The sequence below is a fragment of the Marinomonas sp. 63XJN7_9_ISO-PGPR-S23-217 genome (assembly GCF_056173515.1).
Genome location: NZ_CM149678.1, coordinates 5,235,001 through 5,258,397 on the forward strand (window position 1 = coordinate 5,235,001; position 23,397 = coordinate 5,258,397).

The window sequence follows — 23,397 nt, forward strand, 5'->3', positions numbered from 1 at the left end:
CAACCTTAAAGACACGCATAACCAAAGCGATAAAACCGATGCAGATAACAAGCAACAAGAAAGCGTATGCTGCTCCCTGATTCCAGTCACCTCCTTCAAAAAACCAATTATAAATAATCTGCGTGAACCAGCGACTGCCTGGAGAGCCCAATATTGAAGGCACTGCGTAACTGCCTGCTGCCAACATAAAGGTCATAATACAGCCAGTGGCAATACCGGGTTTAGCATGAGGGATGACCACTCGCCAATGGGTACGAATCCAGCCAGCCCCCAAATTACGCGCTGCTTTAATCTGATTGGTGTCCAAACTCTCAATGGCGTTATAAATTGGAAAAATCATAAACAAAATATAAGCGTACACCATACCAATCAGCACCCCACCATCACCGGATAAAAAGCGAATGGGGCGGTGGATAAAACCAAGCCAAAGAAGCAAGGCATTCAATGGTCCTTTGTAAGCTAAGATAATGTACCAAGCAAAAGTCCGTAGAATTTCATTGATCCAGAATGGAATGATCAACAAAACCAAGCATAATGCGGCTTTTTGGGGGGTAGCGACTTTTGCCAAATAAAACGCAATGGGATAACTGACGATTAATGTCAGTCCAGTCACCAACACACTCGACCAAATGGTCTTAAAGAAAATCTCCAAGTGGATCTTATTGGTGAACAAGGTCTGATAGTTGACCAAAGAGTACACATCTTTCGGCCCCCCAATCTCTGCAGGAAGCAAATTAGGACGAAAGGAATAATCCACCATTAACAGCTGAGGTAGCACCACCATAGCAATGATCCAAATGGCGATCATGCCAATGACACCGACCGCCAACCCACTACCAAATCGGGCTTTAAGTTGGTTAAACATACTCTGCGGCTCCTAAAATGATGGCATCCTCAACTTTATAGGACAAGGATATATCCGCCCCAGCCACCAGAGACTCGGAAAACTGATGGGCACCCAGCTGAATTGCCAATTTAGTAGCGGCTGTATTCGCGTTTAGCGTTAAATAAGCACCCTCGAAGTTCACCTCTTCGATCTTACTTGGAATAGTCAGCATATTGTCTTCCGCTTGCAGGCGAAAATGCTCTGGACGAATAAAAAGCGTTGCTTGATCTCCCGCCTTGACTGTGTTGTGTACTCGTCCTTGTAAATGCCCTAACTGACCACAGTCCATTTCCGCCATGCCGTTATTTAAACTCAGCACCTTACCTTCTATGCCATTATTCTCGCCAACAAAGGAAGCGACAAAGGAAGTATGAGGATCGCGGTATAAAGTAATAGGATCGGCCACTTGTTGCAGTCGCCCTGCTGACATAACACCAACACGATCCGACATGGTTAACGCTTCACCTTGATCATGGGTAATGTATATAAAGGTGATGCCTGTCTTACGCTGAATGTCTTTCAGTTCTGCACGCATATGCTGACGTAGTTTTAAATCTAATGCTGATAGGGGCTCATCAAGCAGTAACACCCTAGGCTCAACGGCCAAGGCTCGCGCAATCGCAATACGTTGACGTTGCCCGCCAGATAGTTCCGTCACCTTTTTAGAACCGCTGCCATCCAAAGCCACCAGCTCCAGCAGTCGGTCTGATGTTTTTTTGCGCTCTGCTTTAGAAACGCCACGCACTTCTAAGCCAAACTCAATATTTTCCGCAACCGTCATCAATGGGAACAGAGCTAGGTTCTGGAAAATCATCGAGGTAGGACGTTTATTAGCGGGCACACCACGCATACTTTGGCCGCCAATCTTCACATCACCGTGGGTTGGCTCTAAAAAGCCGCTGATCATATTTAAGATGGTGGTTTTGCCACAACCAGACGGCCCAAGAAAACTGAAAAACTCCCCTGACTCAATCTGTAAATCTGTTTTTTGAATTGCAGTAAACTCACCAAACTGCATCACGACGTTATCTAGATGAACACTGCTGTCCATACTACCTCTCTCAATTTTTAATAATAATTCGTTTCATTAAAAAATCCCTCGAAGCTGAACGCCACGAGGGATTTTTTCGATAAGGATTAGGCAGATAAGTAACGGTCTTGATACTCGTTACGCAACGCCACGTACCAAGGCTCTTGAATTGGCCACCACCAAAGGTTTGCCAAATCTTCTTTGGTATAAGAGGTATTGAAGAAATCTTTCGTTGCTTGAGGCAGCAGCGCTTCGGCTCCCTTCGCAGTGGAGTTATAGCCTGTCGCTTTGACAAACATAGCTCCCGCTTCTGGTGTGTAATACCAGTTAATGAACTCATACACTGAGTCCACATTATTGGCATTTTTAGGAACAACAAAGCCTTCCATCCATGCCAGTGCTCCTTCTTTTGGTGCACGATAGACAATAGGCTCGCCTTCTGATTGCAATTTGAAGGCGGTGCTGTCCCAAGTTTGCCCAATGATGGCACCATTGGTCCGAAAGGCGCCCTGCGCCTCATTTTCAGTTGACCAGAATTGAGCAATAGAACCTTTGTATTTGACTGCGGTTTTCAAAATCACATCAAAGTTAGCCCGCATGGCTTTCTCTGTTTTATAAGAGTCCAACAGAGGGAAAGGCAACTTACCTTGTTTTTCAAGCCACAACCCAATACCAACCAATGCAGAATGGGCACGAACGGTAACACCACCCGCATTCTCAGGTAGCCATAAGTCGCCGTAGCTTAATTCTTTACTGACTGTTGCCTCTTTCTTATTGTAAGCAATCGCTTCTGTTCCCCAGTCAGAGGGAGCGAAATAACGTTTGCCTTTGACGACCCCACCGACTTTGGAACCAGAAATGGCACTATCCAAACAACCGTCCCATTTTATGCGAGTTGTATCTAACGGCTGAACAAGATCGTAAGCAACATAGCCAGGCACACGATCCACAGTCGGCATAATAATGTCGAAGCCCGTACCATCGGTTGCACGCAGTGAGTTCATCAACTCATCATTGGTACCATAGGGGGTAAAGGTCGCATTGATGCCTGTTTTTTCTTTAAAATCTTTTAGCATTTCATCCGTGATATACCCCGCCCAAGCATAGATCCGTAATTCTTTATTGGCGGCTACTGCGCGGTTGATCATGAAAGGGGAAGCGGCAACGGCTCCGACAACGGAAGCGCCTTTTATAAATTGACGACGAGAGAGAGTCATTCTAAAACTCCTTTAAGATGGTTTATGTGGTCTCGTTAAACGGAGACACTTCAAACGCCTTTTTTGATCAAGAGACGCCAATAAAACACTTTTTTATTAAACGAGTGTTCAATAAACATACCATACTACAGAAAAATGACAAATTTATGTCAGTTTAAATTCACATTTCACCACCGCCCCACTTCAACCAGAGCATAACAACAGACAAAGGACGAAAAAAAACCAGCACGAGGCTGGTTTTTTTTCGATCGTTCTAACGCTCTGTTTAGAATAAAACACGCGCTTTAATGGTACCTTCAACGTCTTTCAACTTCTCAAGCGCTAATTCACCTGCCTCGGCAGACACGTCCATCACCATGTAGCCCAATGTTTCAGTGGTACGCAAGTACTGACCAGTAATGTTGATGTTATTATCAGAGAAAATAGCGTTAATCTTAGATAACACACCTGGACGGTTATGGTGAACGTGCAAAATGCGGTGATTATCCGCTTGTGATGGCAACGCCACTTCAGGGAAGTTAACGGATGCAATTGTTGTCCCGACATCAGAGTACTGGATCAACTTCTCAGCCACTTCAACGCCGATGTTTTCTTGCGCTTCCATAGTACTACCGCCAATATGAGGGGTTAGAATCACATTATCCAAGCCTCGTAGAGGTGACACAAACTCTTCATCATTGCCCTTTGGCTCGACTGGGAAAACATCCACCGCCGCGCCACTTAGATCACCCGCTTTAAGCGCAGCAGCAACGGCATCCAAATCGGCTACTGTACCACGAGAGGCGTTGATGAAGATCGAGCCTTTTTTCATCTGTGATACTTCTTTGGCTCCGATCATCATCTTTGTGGAAGCGGTCTCAGGTACATGCAAACTAATAATGTCACTGGTAGACAACAACTCTTTCAGACTTTTAACTTGATGGGCATTCCCCAAAGGTAACTTGGTCACGATGTCATAAAAACACACGTCCATCCCCAAGGATTCGGCCAGCACACTCAGCTGAGTACCAATGCTTCCGTAACCAATAATCCCTAAGCGTTTGCCGCGAGTTTCGAAAGAGCCTACAGCAGATTTCATCCAGCCGCCGCGATGACAAGCCGCGTTTTTCGCAGGAATACCACGTAACAACAAAATCAACTGACCAATCACCAGCTCAGCCACACTGCGCGTATTGGAAAAGGGTGCGTTAAATACAACGATACCTTTTTCGCTTGCGGCGTCTAAGTTCACTTGGTTTGTACCAATACAAAAACAACCAATTGCCACCAGTTTATTGGCATGGGACAGTACTTTTTCTGTCAACTGAGTACGCGAACGCAAACCAATAAAGTGTGCTTCGGAAATTTTATCGATCAAGTCTTCTTCCGCCAACGCGGTTTTATGATACTCGATGTTGGTATAACCAGCGGCATGCAAAGTATCTAATGCAGATTGATGAATGCCTTCTAATAACAAGATTTTAATTTTGTCTTTGTCTAGTGAGGTGTTGCTCATGGCTCGTTCGACTTCTCTATTAGTGTGGGGGGAAAATTTTCACGCCAATATGTTAACACAGAACATTATCTGTCGTATTCAAGATACTAGAATGTCTTTCATTATGTTAGGAGTGAAACTCATATAAAACTTATACGGCGTATTGAGACAGCAAAAATCATGGTCTTTATGAGTAAAAGAGACCAATAAAGGGAACCTATTGGCTCCCTTTTTGCGGTTAGTCAATGCGCTCTAAAAACACACCAGTTTCCACATGATGGGTATAAGGAAACTGGTCAAACATGGCATAACGCACCACCTTATGCGTGGAGGATAGCGCTTCCAAGTTGGCTTTTAGGGTTTCTGGGTTGCAAGAAATATATAAGATGCGATCCACCTTCCGCACCAACTCTACTGTCGCATTGTCTAACCCAGCTCGAGGCGGATCCACCAGCACAACCGATGGATTTAACACCGCCATTCCAGCCTGCACTAACGCTTTTGGCAAAGCCACATCGCCATTGAGCGCGGCAGAAACATCTTCACTGGCCATTTTCACGACTTGAACGTTATTCAGCCCATTCATCGTGATGTTTAGCTGAGCGGAATGAACTGAGACTTTGGAAATTTCCGTCGCCACGACGCGATCAAAGCGGCGTGCCAATGGGATCGAAAAGTTACCATTACCACAGTACATTTCGAGCAGATCGCCAGAGGCACCTTTGGTAACATCCAACGCCCAGGCAAGCATCTGTTCATTAATACCAGCATTTGGTTGAGTAAAGCTGTTTTCTACTTGCTGGTAATGGTACTTATGACCATTCACCGTCAAGGTTTCCATGACAAAATCACGGGTTAGAATATGCTTTTTCTTGCGGCTGCGACCGATAAAATGACAGGATGGAAAGGCCTCACTCATTAAGCGCGCCGCCGCATTCCACTCATCATCAATCGGTTTATGATACAAAAGACTGATCAATGCTTCACCAGTAGTGGTGGTTAGAAAATCCACTTGGAATAATTTATGACGCAAAATAGGCACATCGCGCACTGCGTCAATCAGCTTGGGCATGAGCTCGTTGATCAAACGTGAAGCGGCAAGAAATTGATCCGTCCGAATCGGTGTTCTGGGATCGGCCGAATCAAACATGGCGTAAAACAAATCGTCTCCATCATGCCAAATACGAAACTCAGCGCGCATTCGGTAATAAGCAGGTTCACTGGAAAACACTTCTAACGCTGGCAACGATAAATCAGCCATTAAACGGGTCAATTCAGCTTGCTTGTCGCCTAGCTGCTGTTCATACAATTCTGGTTGGATTTGATCCGGTCTCATGACTCATACTCTTTAAACAAAGGAAACGCACCATATTAGGGGCGGCATTATACGAGTTCCAGTGCGACAAATCTAATCCGACGCAGACGATAACAGCTATATGCTACCCTGCGTCAGCAAACTCATTATGCTTTCAGCATTTGCTGAATCATCAAAGAGGAATTCTCCGCGGCTACTTTCAAATATTCATCAAAACTTTGTGGCGACTCCTTGCCAGCAATGTCAGATAAAGAACGTACCACCACAAACGGTGTCGAAAATTTAAAGCAAACTTGCGCCACTGCAGCCGCTTCCATCTCCGCGGCGATCATGGTCGGGAAAATCGCGCGTACAGCTTCCACTCGAATGGGATCGTTCATAAAACTATCCCCCGTACCGATTAAACCGACTTTGGCTTTGACTCGGTCAACCGCTCTTACTGCGGCACTGGCCCTTTCAATAAGAGCCGGATCAGAGGCATAGGTTGCAGGCATACTTGGCACTTGCCCCATAGCATAACCAAACGCCGTCACATCCACATCATGATGCACAACATGGTCAGAAATCACCACATCACCCACACTTAGTTCGGGATCAAATCCACCTGCAGAGCCGATATTGATCACATATTCTGGCGCGAACTTTGATAACAATAATGTCGTAGAGACCGCAGCATTGACCTTACCGATACCAGATTGAAGCAACACAACGTTCTGACCTTCAAACTGCCCAGTATAGAAATCACAACCCGCGATACTTTGCTTTTCAACTCCCGTCATCCACGCCTTAATAACGGAGACTTCTTCATCCATCGCACCAATTAGACCTATCACCTTACTCATTCTCTGCTCCTAAATCCGTTGTACTTTGCACATAGTCTCGCAACGCGCAAATTTGCTCCCCAGTATAGGGAAGATACATTTCATAAAGTTGTACATTATCCATCATCTCGGGCCCGTTTTGTACGGCGTAAAAACGTATACTAGGGAAACGTTGCACAACAGACATTAACAAGTCCTTGGGCTGCGGTTCCAATAGCACCACAACTGCATCAGAATGATAGGGAAAAATCGCCTCAAACTCTTCCAGCCCTGACAACCACTGAGATGAAATAGACAAACGCTCAAGCTCAGTATACCAAATAGCTTTTGCGACACGGCTACCTCCCACCACAATCCAAGCTCGCTTGCGGCCGCTCAAGCGCATGGGAACAATACCCTCATACTGACGCGCTTTAGCAATTACCTTCTGTAAACGGTAATCAGATACACAACCAGACAACCCCAGTACCCCGTAATCAAAGTGCTCATTATGCTGTGTACTTAGCCATATAATCGGTAGTTCTTCTCGATCTTGTTGTCCCTTTAGGGCTTTAATCATATGACGGGGCGCTTGAACATCATGATCGCTCCCCATGATGACCACATCGAATTGAGATACAGCACTTGCCTGCATAAAAAAAGCATCCGTTGAGGAGTAGCTTTCTACCTGCCCACCCAGCCGTTCCAAGCTGTCTTTGATACGCTCAGCCTCAAGGTAGTCATTCCACACCCAAGCCACTGTAAAACTTTCTTTTTCATTCCCAGGCTCATTGCCTTTTATCGTCAAGGGCAATTCCACTTTAAAAGCATTATTGCGTAATTGACGTTGACGACCCGTTAGCGGTTGCAGTAAAGCATTGATCATCCAATGCCAAAAGGGTCTTAACTCCGCTCCACTGATGATCGTCATTTCTAAATCAATACCGGATCGAAGCGTTAACTGACGCTGTGATACATCACTTGAAACCACCAGCATAAGCAAGACTCGCAACAAGTTTCTTAGATTAATGTCACATGTAACAATCATAGAACCAACATCCACGGGACAATCGACTTGCACATCGTAGGGCGCGACCCCCAAGCGCGAGGTCAGCCATTCACACTCACGGGCAAGCAATTCGCCAATAGGCAAGTCTTCAGCCTGAGTTTCTTCTGATTTAAGATCGTCAAGCAACGCCAGCAAAATGGCTAACCAGCCACGGAAATATTGACTGGAGATATTATCGGGCCAACGAGGTAATAAACTTAATTCCTTTAACAAGACATCAATGTCTATGTGTCGATGCAATTGTAATGACGATGGTTTTAGCTGCTCAAGCTGCCAAGAAAGGCGTTTTTCATTCGTTATATCACGCCCTACAAGCAATAAACTTCGAAAGCCATTCTCATTGGTGAAGGAGTAAGCGCACCAGTGATAGATCACATTTAAATGCGACAACGTTAACTCAAAACTCACACCCACCTCTCCCTTCAAAGCATCCTGAATCGCTTGGTGAACAGAAATGGGCGTAAAATCAAACACACTGCGAGCATGGTGATTATTGGGGAAAAGTCGCATAGCCTCTTTATTCATCGCATCGACGCATGCCACTTCATTACAGAACATCACCGCATTGTTGGTCGAGTCGAGTAATAATTGAAAGCGTCGCTCTTTCGCCTGCAAAAATTGACGATACTGATCGCCTTGTACCTGTAATGGCTGCAACTCCGAAAAAGGCAAAAACTCCTCACTCGTCCGCCCTACGACAAACGCTAGGGGCGAAAACACCAAACGCCGAATCAGCATCACCAATAAGACAAACAAAATCCCCAACCCCATAAAGAGCCAAAAAACGAACTGCCCCCAGTGATACAGAGAACCGGAAGATATGACAGACTTGCTTACCACCTCCAGTTCGAAATGGCTATCATAAACAGAAGAGGAAAACGCACTGGTGAATTGCACACTATTGCTAGAAGATTCCAACGAATTACGTTTTTCTTTGAGCAAAATAGCGCCAGTAGAGGCATCTTTTATCTGCACCATATCGACTTTCGCCGCATCCAATAGTTTGCTGGCTAACGTCAAGTTTTCATTTAATGATACAAAGCCGTACAAATAGCCGACATTAATTCCCTCTTTCCCCACCAACTTTTTCTTATAAAGCAAAAATATGGCGCCATCTTTAGAGGTCACTTTTACCCAACGATTGATTTTACCCTGACGTAACAAGGGCGCGATATCATCCTTGGTGTACAAACGTGCCCGTGGATCGATCGCCGGCGGACGATTCGCCCAATCAATATAAAAAAAATCCAACCCACCAAAGAATAATAAATCATGATGGCCAAACAGCATATCCAAAGCTTTCGAAGGCGCGTAATGTCCGAGTAACAAATCTTGGCTGATAAAGTTCATCTCGTGTTCAGCTCGATTTAAATACGCTTCAAAGGTTTCTTCCACTATCTGTTTTTTCAATACTAGACTGGACTGAAGTTCATTTTTTTCTCGTGCATCAAAAGCAATAAACGAGGCAGCCGATGCCACTGCAAACGCAAATAAAAATAGCGCCAGTATGCGATAAAAGGCACGACGCTCAAGACTCATTGTCGCGTTTACCATATTACCGCCGAGTATCGATAGGCCTGTTGAATCATCAAATGCAAACTCGTCGAGTCCTGCTCTGGCGACATGATCGTTGTTCTTCCAACATACAACATGGGTTCTGCTTTTCCTTCCATATCTCCTTTAATTCCTTCGGCAACCGCAATAGCCAGGTCATCCCACATAAACAGGCTACTCACCATCACCGGCCCATTAATCAGATGATCCACCTCATTCACCGATAACCCCCAGCTATTGGTCTGTGCCGAAGATAATCCATCCTCTTCAGTTTTACTCTCAGCCATTTCCTTTATTTGATGGGCATGGGTGTTATGGTAGGCCTTGATCGCCCTTACCACGCCATTAGAAATAGACTGCGTACAACTAAAAATAAAAGCATCTGGTGTTTTTCTCAAGATTCGCTGGGCAGCCACATAGGCGGCTTCCGCGTTATCTGCCACCGTTTGTACATCACCAATATGGCGATTACGACTTGCCATCGCATCCAAAAAGCCATTACAGCGTAAATCATTCATATAACCAGATGACAACACCAAAGCGGCAAGTTTTGTCTTCTTTGGCAACTGCCGATCCAAATAGCTCGCCAGTGTTTGCACGGCTTTCAACTGATCAAACCCTACATACATAAATGGCGGCTGGTATTTCCAGTTTTTCAGCGGCGTCGATAAATTAAAAAAAATCACCTTGGTCTTACCTTGTTGTAACACCCTTTCCACTACGTGACTTTGCATCACATCCAAATCCGTGGCGACTAGATAATTAGGCTTTTCTTTTTTAATCAAAGCAAAAGGACTCGTTGCCTGAAGGTTCTGCAGATTATCGTAGATAGTAATCTGATAGGCGATGCCAAGCTCTTGCATACGCCGCTTAAAACTTAGTAATAGGGATTTGTTTCTAATGGATGACGTCGTACCAGACAACAAAAATGCGACTCGTACCGGAGAAATCTGCATCATATTTATAGGGTCTGCGGGGGAGTTAACCACAGCGGCAAGTTGTTCACTTAATGGGCGCTGATCCGGCCAAGCACGATAAAAATCCTGGCTACTCATAACATAGGGCAGCACATTCATCGCCTGGGCGGACGAACACACACCTAAAAGAAAAAGAGCAAAAAGGTTAATACAAAACAGTCGTCGCATGATGATATCCGCTGGCACTTCGGACAGAAGCAATCTTTAGACGTCATTGCACGATTAAAAAGTCAGATAAACAAGCGTGCAAACGCCTTTTTATAAAGTAAGCCAAAAAGATAAGCCGTATCACACAGCAACACAAGTAAATGGGAGAGAAAAGCGAACCACAATGGTCGAAGAACAAAATTCAGACATAAAAAAAGCTGACATGATGTCAGCTTTTTTTAAATTTGGTGCGGAAGGAGAGACTCGAACTCTCACGCCGTGAAGCACTGGAACCTAAATCCAGCGTGTCTACCAATTCCACCACTCCCGCAAGGAATGGCGAGCATTATAGGGAACTCATTTTTTTGGTCAACTGTTTTTTCGAGTTTTTCACAAAAAAATGAAAAAAAGTTTTTTCCACCCTACGCGCTCGCTCTTTCTTAGGTTTGTACTTAGAAAGTACGGCCACCTTTGTACTCACCGCGCTCATAACGAACGGCCATTTCCTCAAGGTCGATGGTATGGATACGTGATGCTTGACCAGCACTGCCAAACGCTTCATAGCGATCAATACACACCGCTTTCATCGCTTTAATACTTTCTGTTAAGTATTTACGCGGATCGAAGTTGCCTTTGTGTTCAGCAAGGCTACGGCGAATAGCCCCAGTCGCTGCCAAACGCAAATCAGTATCAATGTTCACTTTGCGAACACCATAACGAATGGCTTTGACAATCTCTTCAACAGGCACACCATACGTTTCAGGAATCTCACCGCCAAATTCATTGATAATCGCTAACCAATCCTGTGGCACCGATGAAGAGCCGTGCAATACAATATGAGTGTTAGGCAGACGCTCCACAATGGTAGCGATTCGCTCGATGTCTAAGATATCACCAGTGGGTGGGCGAGTAAATTTGTATGCCCCATGACTGGTACCAATCGCAACAGCAAGGGCGTCAATGCCTGTTGCTTCCACAAATTCAAGCGCTTCATCGGGATCTGTCAGCATTTGAGAGTGGTCTAGGGTGCCTTCCGCTCCCACACCATCCTCTTCACCTGCTTGACCTGTCTCCAAAGAGCCTAAACAGCCCAGTTCCCCTTCAACCGAAACGCCACAGGCATGAGCAAACTCCACCGTACGACGCGTCACATCCACATTGTAATCGTAACTGGCGGGGGTTTTACCATCGGCCATTAGAGAGCCATCCATCATCACAGACGAAAAACCAAGTTGAATCGAACGCTGACAAATAGCGGGGGATGTACCGTGGTCCTGATGCATAACAACAGGAATATGTGGGTAATCTTCTATGGCGGCCGCGATTAGGTGACGTAAGAAATGGGATCCTGCATACTTACGCGCTCCCGCAGAAGCTTGCATGATAACAGGAGAATTAACTTCGTCCGCCGCTTCCATGATCGCTTTCACCTGTTCCATGTTATTCACATTAAAAGCAGGTAAGCCGTAGCTGTGCTCGGCAGCATGATCTAGCAGTTGACGCATACTAATTAAAGGCATAAAAGTTTCCTCTGACAATGGAGCCTTCTATGGTTTTCACAGAAGGCTGAGCTATGGTATTTCACTCTGGTTTATTTATTCATAGATGCTAAGCATCCATGTGGCTTACGCCTTATCATTTATTGTCATTCCTAGTGTAAAGCCTAATATAACCAACACCAATAGGTCACTCTCTAGTTTTATGTCCGCCGACTCATTATTGGTGTAGACCAACACGGTCGGCGTGATTGGCTTACGCCATTATAATATGAGGCGATCTAGCGTCGCCCTCTTATCTCAATTTTGCGCACGAGTTTCCAACATAGCAACAGCAGGAAGTACTTTTCCTTCAACAAATTCTAGAAAAGCACCGCCCCCAGTTGAAATATAAGAGACATGGTCTGTAATGTCATATTTATCGACAGCAGCCAGCGTATCACCACCACCGGCGATAGAGAACCCCTTACTCTTAGCAATGGCCATTGCAAGCGCCTTGGTGCCACTACCGAACTGGTCAAACTCGAAAACACCGACAGGACCATTCCAAATGATGGTCTGGGAATTCTCAAGCAAAGCAGCAAACGCAGCCGAAGCTTTTGGCCCGATATCCAAAATCATATCATCAGGCCCCACCTCTTTGGCATCCTTGATGATGGCTTCCGCATTCGCGGAAAACTCCGTGGCCACTACAACGTCTTCTGGCAATGGAATATTCGTTTTTGCCATTAACGCTTTTGCTTGAGGAATCAAATCTTCTTCATATAACGACTTGCCCACAGGAAAGCCTGCAGCGGCTAGGAAGGTATTGGCAATGCCACCCCCTACAATCAATTGATCCACTTTGTCGGACAAAGACTCTAGCACGGTTAATTTCGTCGATACTTTAGAGCCACCAACAATCGCGGCCATTGGGTGTGCAGGCGTTGCCAAGGCTTTTTCTAAAGCCTCTAACTCTGCCGATAGCAAAGGACCAGCACAGGCGATAGGAGCAAATTTTGCCACGCCATGAGTCGAGGCTTGCGCGCGATGAGCGGTACCAAATGCGTCCATAACAAACACATCACATAAAGCGGCCATGCTTTGGGCTAACGTTTCGTCATCACTGCCTTCGCCTTTATTGAAACGCACATTCTCCAGCAAGACTATCTGACCAGCTTCCACCTCAACACCACCCAACCAGTCTTTCACCAGCGGAACGTTCTGTCCTAGTAGAACGGATAAATGACTCGCCACTGGCTGCAAAGAATAATCCGCTTCGTATTCCCCCTCCGTTGGACGCCCCAAATGCGACATTACCATCACTTTTGCCCCAGCTTCCAACGCCAGCTTAAGCGTTGGCAAGGCCGCACGAATACGGGCATCGCTCGTCACTTTTCCACTCTTCACAGGCACATTGAGATCTTCACGAATCAGCACACGTTTGTTTGCCAGATCCAGCTCTTTCATCTTAATTACAGTCATGCACACTATCCTCGTCTTATAACGGTCCGATGTATCAATCCAATCGTCTAGTGACTGATTAAATCAGCCCAATGCTTAGCCACATCCAACATTCGGTTGGCATAGCCCCACTCATTATCAAACCAACAAAGTAACTTCACCATCCGGCCATCAATCACTTGGGTCTGTGTTCCATCGATAATGACAGAGCGTGGATCGTGATTAAAGTCGACAGATGCATGAGGCTCTTGAGTAAAGCCCATCAAACCTAAGTATTTTAAGGTCGCCGCCTCTTGCAAGGCTTGGTTAATTTCATTTTTTGTGACATTTCTTTGCGTACGAATGACCAAATCAATCACAGATACATTCAAAGTGGGAACCCGTACGGCGTTGCAACCAATTTTGCCTTCTAGCTCGGGCATTAAGCGAGAAATACCACGCGATAACCCTGTGTCCACAGGAATAATAGAACTCAATGCCGCACGAGTAAGGCGTAAATCTTTTGTATGATAGCTATCGATCACAGGCTGATCATTCATGGCGGAATGGATCGTTTGCGTTACACCATGTTCCACTCCAGCAAACGTCGTCAGTGTATCCAAAATGGGAATCAAGCAATTCGTTGTACAAGATGCCGCTGAGACAATCCTGTGATCGGAGCGGATGTCTCCTTGATTAAACCCATAAACAATGGTCGCATCCATGTCCGCTGCGGCGGGTTGCGACAACAACAGTCTGGGGATGCCTGCATCCAGATATGCTTGCGCCCGCTGACGCTCAGAAAAGCTGCCAGAGCATTCTAGCACCATATCCACATCCAACTCGGACCAATTCAAATCACCAGGTTCCGCACAGGAAAAGCACTGAATGCTGTCATCACCTATGAGCAAACAGTTCCCTTCAATATTGACAGGTCTAGGGAAACGGCCGTGGGTCGTATCATAACGAGTCAGATAACTCATCGTCTCAATATCAGACAATTCATTGACTGCCACGACTTGAAAATGATCACGATGACCGTTTTCATACAAAGCACGCAGCACAGAACGTCCAATTCTGCCGTAACCATTAATTGCGATTCGCAACATAGCCTTACTTCATCACCACGAAGAACGCAAAACGCATTCTTTATAAAAAAGAAGAGAAACTAAAAAGACAGGCAAATCATTTGCCTGTCTTTTTAGACGAATTACGCTAGTCAATTACAGTTTATCCGCCGTAGCAACGACATTTTCAACCGTAAAGCCAAAGTAGTTCAGGACATCCGCTCCAGGAGCCGATTCGCCAAAAGTGGTCATCGCCACCATGTCGCCCTCAAAACCAACATATTTGTACCAGAAGTCTTTGTGGGCCGCTTCAATGGCAATACGTTTCGTTACAGCACGAGGCAATACAGACTCTTTGTAAGCGGCATCTTGCTCATCAAATACCGTTGTCGATGGCATGGACACTACTCGCACCTTTTTGCCTTTTTCAGCCAATACTTTCGCCGCATCCATCGCTAAGCCCACTTCGGAACCGGTTGCGATTAGGATCAGATCTGGTGTGCCAGTGCTATCTAGCAGTACGTAACCGCCTTTCGCCACATTGGCTAATTGCTCATCGTTACGAGCTTGTGCTGGCAAACCTTGACGAGAGAAAACAAGAGAGGTTGGGCCATCACGACGTTCAATCGCCGCTTTCCAAGCAACGGCCGTTTCGGCCGCATCCGCTGGACGCCATACAGACATATTGGGTGTCGTACGCAGATTCGCTAATTGCTCAACCGCTTGGTGAGTTGGACCATCTTCCCCTTGGCCGATAGAGTCGTGGGTATAAACGAAGATATTCTGAATGCCCATTAAGGCCGACATACGCACCGCATTACGAGCGTACTCCATAAACATCAAGAAGGTCGCACCATAGTTGATAAAACCACCATGCAAAGACACGCCGTTCATGATGCCACTCATACCGAACTCACGGACACCATAGTAAATGTAATTACCCGCAGGATCTTCTTGGATGCCCTTCGAGCCAGACCAAAGCGTTAGGTTAGACCCTGCCAAATCAGCAGACCCACCCAGCAACTCGGGCAAAATCGCACCGAAGGCCCCAATCGCATTTTGGGAAGCTTTTCGGCTCGCAATGTTTTCCGCTTTTTCTTGAGACGCTTTGATAAAAGCATCCGCTTTTTCGCTAAAGTCCGCTGGCAGTTCGCCTTTAACTACACGGCGTTCAAATTCTTCAGCCAATTCTGGGTAGGCCGCTTTGTAAGCGTTAAACTGTTTTGTCCAAGCTTCTTCACGTGCTGCACCCGCTTCTTTGGCATCCCAACCTTTATAAACATCGGCAGGGATTTCAAAAGGTGCGTATTTCCAACCCAGGAATTCTCTAGCCGCCGCAATTTCGTCATCCCCTAGAGGGGCACCATGACAATCGTGACTACCTGATTTGTTTGGTGAGCCAAAACCAATGATGGTTTTGCAGCAAATCAAAGTGGGTCTGCTGGTTTCTGCTTTGGCCGCTTCAATAGCCGCTTTGATGGCTTCAGGATTATGGCCATCCACATCGGCAATAACATGCCAACCATAAGCTTCAAAGCGTTTTGGTGTATCGTCAGAAAACCAACCTTCGACTTCACCATCAATAGAAATACCATTGTTATCCCAAAACGCCACTAATTTACCCAAGCCTAAAGTACCGGCTAACGAGCATGCTTCATGAGAAATACCTTCCATCATACAGCCATCGCCCATAAAGCAATAAGTATGATGATCAACGACCGTGTGGCCTTCACGGTTAAACTGAGCCGCGAGCGTTTTTTCTGCAACGGCCATACCGACAGCGTTACTAATACCAGCACCTAATGGGCCAGTTGTAGTTTCGACACCGTCTGTGTAGCCATATTCTGGGTGACCAGGGGTTTTTGAGTGGAGCTGACGGAACTGCTTCAGCTCTTCCATTGGCAGTTTATAGCCAGACAAATGGAGAAGAGAATAAATCAGCATAGAACCATGGCCATTAGAAAGCACAAAACGGTCACGATCTACCCATTTAGAATTATTTGGATTGTGCTTTAGAAAATCGTTCCATAGCACCTCCGCGATATCCGCCATACCCATTGGTGCTCCAGGATGACCTGATTTGGCTTTTTGTACAGCATCCATACTCAAAGCACGTATGGCGTTAGCAAGTTCTTTACGAGACGGCATTGTTATTCCACTCCTGATCACTGAACGAACGATAAAAATCTATTTTCCATGCTATGACTCAGCCTTGCAATCTTCTCACTGACATTGCGCACTAAGATTGAGCAAAGAAGATGAAACAGCACTAAGTTAAGACCATCCTAGCAAAAAAGAATGTCATTTACCCCTAAAACTAACCATCGTGACTTGATATTTCACCAAAGATGATCGATCATTTAACGCACTTAATAAGCGTCGATTTGTTTCGGCTTGCGGACGCTATATAAAATCAGCTAAACAGAAGCGAAATCACCTGTTTAGCGACCTTACTTTGCTAAGCGGGTTTTTTTATGCCTGTTTGGCGCTTATCCATCATGATGATAGAGGCACTGAACATGTCAGAATACTCTTTATTTACTTCAGAATCCGTATCTGAAGGCCATCCAGACAAAATTGCGGATCAAGTATCCGACGCCATCCTTGATGCTATTTTAGCGGAAGATCCAGAAGCGCGCGTCGCTTGCGAAACCTTAGTCAAAACAGGCATGGTTCTCGTCGCGGGTGAAGTCCGTACCAATGCATGGGTAGACATTGAAGAAATCGCCCGTGGCGTTATTCGCGAAATCGGCTACAACAGTTCCGATATGGGATTCGATTGGGAATCGTGCGCCGTTATGAACGCCATCGGCAAACAATCGGTCGACATCGCCGTTGGTGTTGATGAAGCCAGCGAAAAAGAGCAAGGTGCGGGTGACCAAGGCTTGATGTTTGGCTTTGCCACCAACGAAACCGATGTATTAATGCCTGCCCCCATTACGTACGCTCACCGTCTGGTACAACGCCAAGCAGAGGTTCGTAAAAATGGTACGTTAGACTTCCTACGCCCAGACGCAAAAAGCCAAGTTACCTTCCGTTATGATGAAAATGGCAAACCGTGTGCCATTGATGCCGTTGTCCTATCAACACAGCACAGTGCCAATGTTAAACAGGCCGACTTGCGTGAAGCGGTAATGGAAGAAATCATCAAACCAGTGCTTCCTGAAGAATGGCTCTCCAAAGATACCAAGTACTTCATCAACCCAACAGGCCAATTCATCATTGGTGGGCCAGTAGGCGATTGTGGTCTAACAGGTCGTAAAATCATCGTTGATACCTACGGCGGTATGGCACGTCATGGTGGTGGTGCCTTCTCCGGTAAAGATCCATCAAAAGTGGACCGTTCTGCCGCCTACGCGGGTCGCTATGTGGCGAAAAACATTGTCGCAGCGGGTCTTGCGGATCGCTGTGAAATTCAAATTTCTTACGCCATCGGCGTGGCTGAGCCAACATCCATTAGTATCAATACCTTTGGTACAGGTAAGGTGAGCGACGATATGATTTCTCAACTCGTTCGCGAACACTTCGAGTTACGCCCAGCGGGCTTGATCAAAATGCTCGATCTAAAACGCCCTATTTATTTACCAACAGCAGCTTACGGCCACTTTGGCCGCGAAGGCGAGAACTTTACTTGGGAAAAAACTGATAAAGCAGACGCGTTACGTCGCGCAGCGGGTTTATAATCTCGGCCATTTCCTTTATAAAAGCCCTTCCGACTTCGTAGAGGTCGAGAAGGGCTTTTTTTGGCCATTTTATTAAAAACCTTAGCATAGGATAAGACATGCGTATTCCCAGAATTTTTGTCGATGTAGAACTGACCGAACACTCAACCATTAGGTTACCCGACACCTCTTTTCAACACGTTTGTAAGGTTCTACGCTTAAAGAATGGCCATCCTATGCGTCTTTTTAATGGTAAAGGCGGTCAGTACCACGGCACCTTATGCGATTTGGAGAAGCGCTCTGCCAATGTGGCCATTGGCGAATTCGAACCACTCAATAACGAATCCCCAATAAAAGTCACACTGGGGCAAACACTTTCCCGTGGTGAACGCATGGACTATGCTATTCAAAAAGCCGTGGAGAGTGGTGTGTATGAGATTCAGCCTTTGTTTAGCGAGCGCTGTGAAGTGAAACTGGATGATAGCAGAGCCGAAAAGCGACAAAATCATTGGCAACAAGTTGCCATCAGCGCAGCAGAGCAATGCGGCCGAGGCATCGTTCCAACCATCCACCCTCCTATAAAGCTCACTGACTGGATTGCGAATTGTAACGAAATGTTAAAATTGACATTACACCATTACAGTGCAAAACCCATAACCGAGTTTAAAAAGCCCAATAATAATGCCGTCGCTCTCTTAATTGGTCCCGAGGGAGGCCTCACTGAAGAGGAAGTAAAAGCATCAAAAAATCAAGGGTTTAGCGCGATATCTTTGGGCCCTCGAGTCCTACGAACCGAAACCGCTCCGATTGTTGCGCTCACTGCCATCAATCTACTTTGGGGCGATATCTAGGCTTAACGCTAAATAACAAAAAAACGCCAAATGTAATCATGCATGAATTGTTCATTACTGTACACAGTGTCAACATACTCTAGCGAAATTAATGCGTAGGATCATATAAGTCTTAAAGGAACACATTCATGTTTGTTCGTAACCTCATGCTCAAAGTCACGTACCTTAGTGCTTTTTTATTTTCAATGCAGGTATCTGCTATTACCTTGGAAGAGGCAACCTACCAAGCCATTGAAAATAGCCCCACTGTACGTCAAGCACTGGCTAAATATCGAGAAGATATACAAAACGCAGAGCAGGCTGATCGAACGGGGTTTTATCCAAGCATAGATCTAGATGCGGGCATTGGACGCCAAACATCCTATGCAGACAATACGCGCAACAGTGATATCAGTCTGACACGTCGAGAAACGGTGCTCTCATTAACACAGCCAATTTTTGATGGCTTTTCTACCACCTACGATGTGAAACGCCTAAATAGCGAGGCTCAGTCAGACCGCTGGCAGGCTTTAATCAAAGTTGAAGACACTGCTCTGAAAGTATCAAAAGCTTATACCGACGTTCTACGCTATCGCGAGCTTTTGGAACTGGCTGATCAAAACTTAGCCTCACACGAACGTATCTACAAGCAAATCAAATTAAAAACCGATTCAGGTATAGGTCGTGAATCAGATTTAAGCCAAATCACTGCTCGTTTAGCAAAAGCTCGAGCGAATCGCTCTGCGGCGTTAAACAACCTTTCAGATGCCGAAACGAATTATCTAGAGGTGGTAGGGAAGCTGCCGCCTAAAGACATGATCTATCCAGTACCCGACCGCACGCTATTACCAAAAACCTTACAACAAGCCGTTGATCAATCATTAAAACAGAATCCAGCTATCATTGGCTCTAAGTGGGATGTCGATGCCACAGAAAACTTTATTAAGTCCGTTAACGGGGAAAATTATCCAAGCATCAATTTTACGCTAGAGCGTAAGTGGAACAACAATATCGATGGTACCCCTGGCCCTGACGCCGATTTTCAAGCTATGATACGCTTAAAATACAACCTATATAACGGTGGCAGTCATCAACGTAAAAAAGAGTCAGCGGTTCAACAAAACGTCCAAGCGTCTGAAATTCGTCGTAATACAATTCGCGAAACACAGCAAGCGGTACGTTTAGCTTGGGCGTCATATCAAGCCACTCAAGACCAAAAGGGTTACCTCAAAGAATATGTTATTGCCACAAAAGAGTCACAAGTGGCGTATGCAAAGCAGTTCCGCTTAGGGCGCCGTACCCTGCTTGATGTGCTCGATAGTGAAAACGAGTTATTTCAAGCGCGCCAAGACTATGTGAATACAGATTTTGATGAACTGTATTCTGAGTTCCGCCTCTTTAATGCAAAAGGTGAGTTATTAAAAGCCTTCAGAATTTATCGTCCTGAAGCACTGGGGTTCTCGGATAAATTTACCCAAGACAAAAAAGTACGTACTGCTGTCACGCCAATACAACAGTTACAACAGACAGAAAAGGCAGCAACGGATGCCAAACCTTCCACTAACAGCGACAACAATACACAAGTAGGTGGCCAAAATACGTTATCTACTCCAAACGAAAAGAGCTCAGACGATTCACTTTTCATAAACTCTGACGGAGACAATAGTCCTTGGCAGTAATTTTTTTAAGGTTAATATGTATTATCGTCATGGGCATGGGCATAGGCTCAGTTGCCTATGGCGATGATTTGTTTGGAAATCGCTTTAACCCTCAGACCCTCAATGATGACGACCATGATGGGGTTATCAACCAGCGCGACCTTTGCCCTAACACCCCTCCTGGGGTAAAGGTCGATAATAACGGCTGCCCTATCGTCACCACCTCCCTATTAAAGCTAGACCTAAAGGTCTTATTTGCTTCTGGCAAATACGACGTAGAGCCTCGTTTCTATAAACAGATTAAACGCCTTGCTGACTTTCTTAATAAACACCCCAAAAGTCAGGTGTTAATCAAAGGCTATACCGACAGCAACGGACTAGCACAAGACAACCTGACACTCTCTCAAAAACGAGCCTCTGCCATTGCCGATGTCTTGGTTAATATCTTTAAAATTAATAGGAACAGAGTCACAGCTAAAGGCTATGGCGAAGCCGACCCCATTGCGCCGAATGATACCCCCGAAGGACAAGCTAAAAACCGCCGGGTCATTGCCGATGTCACCGCTGATAAAACTGAAGCTGAACTCAGGTGGACTATTTACAGTGTTGATAAAAGCATACAGTAAGGGGCACGCGGCTTAACCTGAAAACAGTAAAAGGCAGCACCTTATAATGGCAAACACAGAAAGTGTTTGTAGAGCGCAAGCCTAGCAAAAATAGAAACAAAAGCAGACATCTGCCTCACAACCTGCCTTCGAGTGACACGGGGAACCAAGTGTTTATTAGGACAGACCCCGTATTCCGATTTATCTTCTTATTTAAGGGTGTTTTTTCTTCTCAGTACCCTTATATTTCTATAGCATCATCTTTATATTAATTCACACAAGATTTACCTTCGCGAGATCGCACTAGGAAAAACAACATGACCATCAAACTTGGCATTGTAATGGATCCGATTTCATCCATTAACTACAAAAAAGACACCTCCTTGGCTATGCTCTGGGCTGCCGCAGAGAAAGGCTGGGATCTGATTTACATGGAACAAAAAGACTTATTTATAGAAAATGGCAAAGCCTTTGCCATGATCCGCCCCTTACAAATATATAAAGATCCTCAGCATTTTTATGACCTAGGGGAAGAAACCAAAATGGCTCTTGGTGAATTAGATGTCATCTTGATGCGCAAAGATCCACCGTTCGACAGCGAGTTCGTCTATAGTACGATGATTTTAGAGCAAGCTGAACGGGATGGCGCCATGGTGGTCAATGACCCGAAAAGCCTTCGTGACTGCAACGAAAAACTGTTCGCTACGCAATTTCCACAATGCTGCCCAGAAGTCCTCGTCACACGCCGCAGCGACTTACTCAAAGCTTTCCATAAAAAACATGGTGATGTGATCTTCAAACCGCTGGATGGCATGGGCGGTTCTTCTATTTTCCGTCTCAAACCAGATGAATCCAATGTCAGTGTGATTATCGAAACACTTACTAACATGGGCACTGAACAGATAATGGCGCAAAAATTTATCCCTGAAATCAAACAAGGTGATAAACGCATTCTTGTGGTCAATGGTGAACCTATTCCCTATGCTCTTGCTCGTATTCCCGCCTCTGGTGAAACCCGTGGCAATTTAGCCGCAGGCGGCCGCGGTGAAGGACGCCCCCTGACAGATCGTGACCGCTGGATATGCGATCAAGTCATTCCCTCCTTGAAAGAAAAGAATCTCCTGTTTGTCGGTTTGGATGTTATCGGTGATTACCTTACCGAAATCAATGTCACCAGCCCAACCTGCGTCCGCGAATTAGACACGCAGTTTGACCTTAATATCGCCATGGTATTAATGGACGCTATCGAAGCACGACTAGCCAATAACTGATTTATTGTGCGGGTTACTGATCGATTTCTAATTGCCTTATTCATCGCCATTAGCATTCATGTGCTTTTGGTGGTGGCTATTGGCTTTAATTTTTCATTGCCCAGTACCAAACCCAAAACATTAGAAGTCACCCTGGTTCGCCACACTTCAAAAGCCCCAAAAGAGGCAGACTTTATCGCCCAAGCCAACCAACAAGCCAGCGGCACTGAACTTCGCAAACATAAGTTAACCACCACGGAAACCGCTCAGTTTTTATCGGATAACATTCAAGATGTGACGCCACCTGTGCAACCTCAAATTGCCTCCCACAAACCATCCAACAAACAACAGCTGATCACAACACAAGACAAAGACTCAGTCTTTAAGGTCAAACCTCGGCCCGAAAAACGACAAAAAACACTCGAAGAACGCTTTCGGGGAGAAACACAAATACCCGACCATCTATCAAGCGATATTTCTACCCTAGAAGCCTTACTAGACCGACAACGCCAAGCCTATGCCAAACGCCCACGTATTCGCCGTCTGACATCTGTCTCAGCTAAATCTGCCGTCGATGCCAAATATCTAGACGATTGGCGCCGAAAAATTGAACGTGTAGGGAATAGCCATTACCCAGTAGAAGCCAAACGTAATCACCTCTATGGACAATTACGCTTAGCGGTCATGATCAAGCCCAATGGCTATGTTGATAGCATAGAAGTACTGCATTCCTCAGGCATTCGTATCCTAGATGATGCCGCCATGCGCATTGTGCGCCTCGCCGAGCCATTTGAACCCTTTCCAAAGGCCCTTAAAAAAGAAGCCGATAAGTTAGAAATCATTCGTACTTGGCAATTTTTACCCGGTGACGAGCTACAAAGTCGCTAGCTTTCAGTATGCATCAGGCACAAAAAAACCTCCGAAGAGGTTTTAGAACA

Annotated in this window: 18 protein-coding genes, 1 tRNA gene and 1 riboswitch (1 of these 20 only partly in view); of the genes, 6 read left to right on the plus strand and 13 right to left on the minus strand. The window is 45.6% G+C overall.

What is annotated here, in order from left to right:
* The 13 genes from AC0VYI_RS24400 to tkt form a co-directional block, all read right to left on the minus strand.
* A protein-coding gene (locus tag AC0VYI_RS24400) for an ABC transporter permease (protein WP_199477745.1) crosses the window boundary here: on the minus strand, positions 1 to 865 show its 5' portion. The gene continues 23 nt to the left of window position 1, outside the view; only the first 865 of its 888 coding nucleotides appear in the window; the start codon lies at positions 863 to 865; its stop codon lies off the left edge, out of view.
* The gene (locus tag AC0VYI_RS24405) at positions 858 to 1,937 is read right to left on the minus strand and encodes an ABC transporter ATP-binding protein (RefSeq protein WP_475446169.1); all 1,080 of its coding nucleotides are present in this window, start codon (positions 1,935 to 1,937) and stop codon (positions 858 to 860) included. The genes AC0VYI_RS24400 and AC0VYI_RS24405 overlap by 8 nt, the downstream gene beginning before the upstream one ends.
* An 86-nt stretch (positions 1,938 to 2,023) precedes the next feature.
* Entirely contained in the window at positions 2,024 to 3,133 is a 1,110-nt protein-coding gene (locus AC0VYI_RS24410) for a substrate-binding domain-containing protein (RefSeq protein WP_475446171.1), read from the minus strand.
* Positions 3,134 to 3,398: 265 nt separating this feature from the next.
* Positions 3,399 to 4,628 carry a phosphoglycerate dehydrogenase gene (serA, locus tag AC0VYI_RS24415; RefSeq protein WP_199477742.1) on the minus strand — a complete coding sequence of 410 codons (1,230 nt, stop codon included), beginning with the start codon at positions 4,626 to 4,628 and terminating at the stop codon, positions 3,399 to 3,401.
* Positions 4,629 to 4,845: 217 nt separating this feature from the next.
* Entirely contained in the window at positions 4,846 to 5,943 is a 1,098-nt protein-coding gene (trmA, locus tag AC0VYI_RS24420; RefSeq protein WP_475446173.1) for a tRNA (uridine(54)-C5)-methyltransferase TrmA, read from the minus strand.
* Positions 5,944 to 6,068: 125 nt separating this feature from the next.
* Positions 6,069 to 6,764, minus strand: coding sequence for a 5'-methylthioadenosine/S-adenosylhomocysteine nucleosidase (mtnN, locus tag AC0VYI_RS24425; RefSeq protein ID WP_475446175.1), 696 nt, complete (start codon positions 6,762 to 6,764; stop codon positions 6,069 to 6,071).
* Positions 6,757 to 9,345: a hypothetical protein gene (locus tag AC0VYI_RS24430; protein ID WP_475446177.1), complete on the minus strand. Its 2,589-nt coding sequence runs from the start codon at positions 9,343 to 9,345 to the stop codon at positions 6,757 to 6,759. Before AC0VYI_RS24430 ends, mtnN begins: the two co-directional genes overlap by 8 nt.
* Positions 9,339 to 10,490: a substrate-binding domain-containing protein gene (locus tag AC0VYI_RS24435; RefSeq protein WP_475446179.1), complete on the minus strand. Its 1,152-nt coding sequence runs from the start codon at positions 10,488 to 10,490 to the stop codon at positions 9,339 to 9,341. The genes AC0VYI_RS24430 and AC0VYI_RS24435 overlap by 7 nt, the downstream gene beginning before the upstream one ends.
* A gap of 225 nt (positions 10,491 to 10,715) precedes the next feature.
* A tRNA-Leu gene (locus AC0VYI_RS24440) sits at positions 10,716 to 10,800 on the minus strand.
* Between the two features lie 121 nt (positions 10,801 to 10,921).
* A complete protein-coding gene (gene fba / locus AC0VYI_RS24445) occupies positions 10,922 to 11,989 on the minus strand; it encodes a class II fructose-bisphosphate aldolase (RefSeq protein ID WP_199477737.1) in 1,068 nt (355 codons plus the stop codon).
* A gap of 276 nt (positions 11,990 to 12,265) precedes the next feature.
* A complete protein-coding gene (locus tag AC0VYI_RS24450; protein ID WP_475446181.1) occupies positions 12,266 to 13,429 on the minus strand; it encodes a phosphoglycerate kinase in 1,164 nt (387 codons plus the stop codon).
* Between the two features lie 47 nt (positions 13,430 to 13,476).
* Positions 13,477 to 14,496 (minus strand): type I glyceraldehyde-3-phosphate dehydrogenase, encoded by a 1,020-nt coding sequence (locus AC0VYI_RS24455; protein ID WP_475446183.1) that lies wholly within the window; start codon positions 14,494 to 14,496, stop codon positions 13,477 to 13,479.
* 114 nt (positions 14,497 to 14,610) lie between these two features.
* Complete coding sequence (gene tkt / locus AC0VYI_RS24460) at positions 14,611 to 16,602, minus strand: transketolase (RefSeq protein WP_475446184.1); 1,992 nt, start codon at positions 16,600 to 16,602, stop codon at positions 14,611 to 14,613.
* 218 nt (positions 16,603 to 16,820) lie between these two features.
* Positions 16,821 to 16,896, plus strand: a riboswitch (SAM riboswitch).
* Between the two features lie 77 nt (positions 16,897 to 16,973).
* Here tkt and metK point away from each other — a divergent pair.
* The 6 genes from metK to AC0VYI_RS24490 all read left to right on the plus strand — a co-directional run bounded on the left by metK (position 16,974) and on the right by AC0VYI_RS24490 (position 23,347).
* The gene (gene metK, locus AC0VYI_RS24465) at positions 16,974 to 18,137 is read left to right on the plus strand and encodes a methionine adenosyltransferase (RefSeq protein ID WP_199477733.1); all 1,164 of its coding nucleotides are present in this window, start codon (positions 16,974 to 16,976) and stop codon (positions 18,135 to 18,137) included.
* Positions 18,138 to 18,235: 98 nt separating this feature from the next.
* Complete coding sequence (locus AC0VYI_RS24470) at positions 18,236 to 18,967, plus strand: 16S rRNA (uracil(1498)-N(3))-methyltransferase (RefSeq protein WP_199477732.1); 732 nt, start codon at positions 18,236 to 18,238, stop codon at positions 18,965 to 18,967.
* A 128-nt stretch (positions 18,968 to 19,095) separates the two neighbouring features.
* Positions 19,096 to 20,625 (plus strand): TolC family outer membrane protein, encoded by a 1,530-nt coding sequence (locus AC0VYI_RS24475; RefSeq protein WP_475446187.1) that lies wholly within the window; start codon positions 19,096 to 19,098, stop codon positions 20,623 to 20,625.
* The gene (locus tag AC0VYI_RS24480) at positions 20,616 to 21,230 is read left to right on the plus strand and encodes an OmpA family protein (protein ID WP_475446189.1); all 615 of its coding nucleotides are present in this window, start codon (positions 20,616 to 20,618) and stop codon (positions 21,228 to 21,230) included. The genes AC0VYI_RS24475 and AC0VYI_RS24480 overlap by 10 nt, the downstream gene beginning before the upstream one ends.
* 296 nt (positions 21,231 to 21,526) lie before the next feature.
* Positions 21,527 to 22,480, plus strand: a complete 954-nt coding sequence (gene gshB / locus AC0VYI_RS24485) for a glutathione synthase (RefSeq protein ID WP_475446190.1) — start codon at positions 21,527 to 21,529, stop codon at positions 22,478 to 22,480.
* Between the two features lie 6 nt (positions 22,481 to 22,486).
* Positions 22,487 to 23,347 carry an energy transducer TonB gene (locus AC0VYI_RS24490; RefSeq protein WP_475446192.1) on the plus strand — a complete coding sequence of 287 codons (861 nt, stop codon included), beginning with the start codon at positions 22,487 to 22,489 and terminating at the stop codon, positions 23,345 to 23,347.
* Positions 23,348 to 23,397: the final 50 nt, after the last annotated feature.

Excerpts from the sequence above, each read along its gene's own strand:
- AC0VYI_RS24405 (WP_475446169.1), bottom strand. The coding sequence starts at position 1,937 with ATGGACAGCAGTGTTCATCTAGATAACGTCGTGATGCAGTTTGGTGAG.
- AC0VYI_RS24410 (WP_475446171.1), bottom strand. The coding sequence starts at position 3,133 with ATGACTCTCTCTCGTCGTCAATTTATAAAAGGCGCTTCCGTTGTCGGA.
- serA (WP_199477742.1), bottom strand. The coding sequence starts at position 4,628 with ATGAGCAACACCTCACTAGACAAAGACAAAATTAAAATCTTGTTATTA.
- trmA (WP_475446173.1), bottom strand. The coding sequence starts at position 5,943 with ATGAGACCGGATCAAATCCAACCAGAATTGTATGAACAGCAGCTAGGC.
- mtnN (WP_475446175.1), bottom strand. The coding sequence starts at position 6,764 with ATGAGTAAGGTGATAGGTCTAATTGGTGCGATGGATGAAGAAGTCTCC.
- AC0VYI_RS24430 (WP_475446177.1), bottom strand. The coding sequence starts at position 9,345 with ATGGTAAACGCGACAATGAGTCTTGAGCGTCGTGCCTTTTATCGCATA.
- AC0VYI_RS24435 (WP_475446179.1), bottom strand. The coding sequence starts at position 10,490 with ATGCGACGACTGTTTTGTATTAACCTTTTTGCTCTTTTTCTTTTAGGT.
- fba (WP_199477737.1), bottom strand. The coding sequence starts at position 11,989 with ATGCCTTTAATTAGTATGCGTCAACTGCTAGATCATGCTGCCGAGCAC.
- AC0VYI_RS24450 (WP_475446181.1), bottom strand. The coding sequence starts at position 13,429 with ATGACTGTAATTAAGATGAAAGAGCTGGATCTGGCAAACAAACGTGTG.
- AC0VYI_RS24455 (WP_475446183.1), bottom strand. The coding sequence starts at position 14,496 with ATGTTGCGAATCGCAATTAATGGTTACGGCAGAATTGGACGTTCTGTG.
- tkt (WP_475446184.1), bottom strand. The coding sequence starts at position 16,602 with ATGCCGTCTCGTAAAGAACTTGCTAACGCCATACGTGCTTTGAGTATG.
- metK (WP_199477733.1), top strand. The coding sequence starts at position 16,974 with ATGTCAGAATACTCTTTATTTACTTCAGAATCCGTATCTGAAGGCCAT.
- AC0VYI_RS24470 (WP_199477732.1), top strand. The coding sequence starts at position 18,236 with ATGCGTATTCCCAGAATTTTTGTCGATGTAGAACTGACCGAACACTCA.
- AC0VYI_RS24475 (WP_475446187.1), top strand. The coding sequence starts at position 19,096 with ATGTTTGTTCGTAACCTCATGCTCAAAGTCACGTACCTTAGTGCTTTT.
- gshB (WP_475446190.1), top strand. The coding sequence starts at position 21,527 with ATGACCATCAAACTTGGCATTGTAATGGATCCGATTTCATCCATTAAC.